This is a genomic window from Pseudoalteromonas sp. (assembly GCF_041629635.1).
Lineage (GTDB): Bacteria > Pseudomonadota > Gammaproteobacteria > Enterobacterales > Alteromonadaceae > Pseudoalteromonas.
Window position 1 is genome coordinate 1 of the sequence record NZ_JBFKMX010000220.1, and the last position, 3,641, is coordinate 3,641.

The 3,641-nt window shown below is 39.5% G+C and carries 2 protein-coding genes; both read left to right on the plus strand.

Going from position 1 to position 3,641, the window contains the following annotated elements:
* Positions 1–28 precede the first annotated feature (28 nt).
* A complete protein-coding gene (locus ABYD77_RS18270) occupies positions 29–1,186 on the plus strand; it encodes a Na/Pi symporter (RefSeq protein WP_372771525.1) in 1,158 nt (385 codons plus the stop codon).
* A gap of 150 nt (positions 1,187–1,336) precedes the next feature.
* The coding region (locus ABYD77_RS18275) for a DUF5916 domain-containing protein (protein ID WP_372771526.1) at positions 1,337–3,641 on the plus strand (2,305 nt) is incomplete at its 3' end.

Here is a 3,641-nt window from a genome sequence, read left to right on the forward strand (position 1 = left end):
CTGTCGCCGGTAAATGAAGAGAAATGTAATGAGTGAAAATACATCAAATCCAATAAACCCTCAGCAAAGTGTAGCTGCCAAACTAATTAACTGGGCTGCTATCGCATTTTTAGTTTATTTGGTGTTAGTAGCAGTAAGTACCGTAAGTGGTGGTTTTAAATTAGCATCCGGCGGCAGCGAAGGTGCAAAAGAAATCTTTGCCTTTGCAACCAACCCATTTGTAGCATTATTACTTGGTGCTTTAGCAACAGCATTAGTGCAATCGTCTTCAACAGTAACCTCGGTAATTGTTGGTTTAGTAGCGGGCGGTTTACCAATTAATATTGCAATCCCAATGATTATGGGTGCAAACATTGGTACAACAATTACCAATACACTTGTATCAATTGGTCATATTCGTTCAAAAGAAGAGTTTAAGCGCGCATTTGAAGCATCTACAGTGCATGATTTCTTTAACCTAATTGCCGTAGCTATTTTCTTACCGCTTGAACTTGCATTTGGTTTATTACAAAAATTATCACAAAGCCTTGCACACGTATTTGTGGGTGACGCTGATTTATCGCTTAAGAGTTATAACTTTATCAAACCATTAGTTAAGCCTGCTGTTGGTGTTGTAAAAGATGGCTTAGCGTTCTTTGATGGTAAAATGTTAGGTGTAGCTATGGTTGTTGTTGGTATTGCAATGATTTTATTTGCAGTAACTACACTTGGTAAACTACTACAAAAAGCCCTGGTAGGTACGGCAAAAGAAATGCTTCACCGCGCGATTGGTAAAGGCCCTATTGCAGGTATTACATCTGGTGCTGTGGTTACAGTAATGGTTCAGTCTTCATCAACGACTACAAGCCTAATGATCCCACTTGCTGGTAGTGGTGTGTTTTCAACAAAGCAAATTTACCCATTCACGCTAGGTGCAAACATTGGTACTACCATTACTGCCCTACTTGCTGCAACGTCAATTACGGGTGCAGCTGCTGAAGTTGCTCTAACAATCGCTCTAGTGCATGTAATGTTTAACGTATTTGCAGTGGCACTTATTTATGGCACGCCATTCTTACGCGAATTACCACTTCGTGCAGCAAGCAAACTTGCAGAAGTTGGCTCAAATAACAAAACTGTTGCATTAGGTTATGTTTTAGGTGCTTTCTTTGTTATCCCTGGTGTAATGATGCTAGTGGCACGCTAAACACCATACTGTTCTAGCCTATACTTTTAAAATAACGATAAAGTGAATAGCTTTATCGTTATTTTTTGTTACTTAGCCTTATCCAAATTGCCCCTTTGCTTAGCACACACTAAACTTTGCGCAAATTATAAGAAGTTCGTGCAAATCATCATGAAAAAACAGCTAGCACTTTGTGCTGCCCTTTTATCAACACCCTTAATTGCTAAAACAGACTCCACTTTATCAATTCCTTTTATCTCAGAAAGCCCAAACGTTGACGGTCAACTTAGTGAAACGTTTTGGCAACAAGCTAAACGAATTAATATTGATAACATCTCTTGGCCCTACGAAAATGTCATAGCCAATGAGAAGGCCTATGCATTAGTTTATGAAAATGGCGAGTCACTCAATGTTGCATTTGTTGTATCTGACTCTAAACCGGAGCAAATCCGCGCTTTTTACCGAGATAGAGACAAAAATTGGAGTGATGACTTAGTAGGTTTAAAAATCGATTCATACAACAACGAAAAACTAGCCTATCAGTTTTTTATTAATCCCCTTGGCGTGCAAATGGACTCTATTGAAGATGCACTGACAGGCCATGAAAGCGATGCATGGGATGGTATTTGGCACAGTGCGGGTCAAATTACTGATACGGGTTATGTTGTGGAAGTATCGATCCCATTTCGCATATTGAATTTTGAACAGGGTCAACAACGTAAAGATATGGCGATGGAATTTGTGCGGTTTTTACCGCGCAATGAGCGCCTGCGTATTTCATCCATTAACATTGACCATGCTAACAGTTGTTGGGTTTGCCAAATGCAAACGGTTTCTGGCTTTGAACAAGCTAAACAAGGCAATAACTTAACGCTAGTTCCAACTGTTGTCGCTGGTCGAAGTGAAAGCCGCGATGTATCTACTAATCCAATGGAAGATTGGCAAGCGGATAATTCGCTTGAGCCTGGTCTTGATGTTAAATGGGGTATCACACCTGAAGTTACCCTTACTGCAACATTAAACCCTGACTTTTCACAAGTTGAAGCGGATGTTGCTCAACTAGGCATTAACAATAGTTTTACCCTCTTTTTTACTGAAAAACGTACTTTCTTTTTAGAAAACACCGATTATTTCTCAACCCCATGGAACCTAATTTATACACGCAATGTGGCAGAGCCAGATGCAGGGGTAAAACTCACAGGTAGCCTTGAAGGCCACACTTTTGGTGCTTTCATGGCTAATGACAATCAAAGTAATGTGATTATTCCTGGTAATTTAGGGTCAACCATTGTCTCGCTAGAAAGTAAAAGCAACAATTTAGCGGCGCGTTATCGCTATGATTTTACTAATGACTTTTCAATGGCTGCAACCACCACAGCGCGTAGTGCTGATGATTATTACAACTACTTATCATCACTCGATAGCAAATACCGTTTAACAGAAAACGACACATTTATTGCTCAAGTTGCCTTCTCACAAACAAAATATTCTGATGAATTCAGAGAAAGCATTTGCGATGCCGAAAGTCTTGCTGATTGTAAAGAGCAAGCTAACACGCAATGTGATGGCTTAGCCGATTGTGATATTAACGAGCAATACCTGCGTGTAAGTGCTGAAGAAGCAATAAACGATATTGCTTATAAGTTAAGTTATGAGCATAACCAAAAATACTGGAGCCTATTTGCGCGCTACGACAATTTAGGAAAAGATTTTCGTGGTGACTTAGGCTTTATGAATCAAATCGATTTCAATAAATTTGTAACTGGTGGGCGCTATCGTTGGTACGGCGAGCAAGATGTAGATTGGTATAATCGTATTGAGTTTTATGGTGATTGGGATATCAGCCATAATGACAACGGCGAACTGTTAGAAAAAGAAGTGCAAGGCGAATTGTCATTTAATGGCCCATTACAGAGCTTTATTCAATTTGAGTTAATGCAGCGCGACCGTGTTGGCCTGCGCCATAACAAAGCAAATTTAGCCATTGATGGTAACACGACCCTCTTCAATGAAAATTTAATTGGCATGTATTTTGAGTTTAAGCCACTCTCAGGCGTATTTGCGTCGCTTTATGCAAATACAGGCAATCATATTGACCTTGCCAATAACCGCCTAGGAGACAAAACCCGTATTCAGCCCGTGATTAATGTAAATTTAAACCGTCATTTAGAGCTGCGTTTTCGGCATACATTTGAAACTATGGATGCTGCGGGCGATGACTTATTTACTGCCAATCTAATCGATGCTCGTCTAAGTTATCAATTTAATACGCGCAGTTTTGTAAGGCTTGCCGTTATATATCGCGATATTGAACGAAACCAAAATAATTACATTGATGAAGTAACATCCAATTACAAAGGTTTTTCAACACAATTGCTTTACTCTTATAAAGTTAATCCGCAAACGGTGTTTTTTGCTGGCTATTCAGACAATGGCTATCAAGATGATGATTTAACTAAAATTGAAAAAACCGACC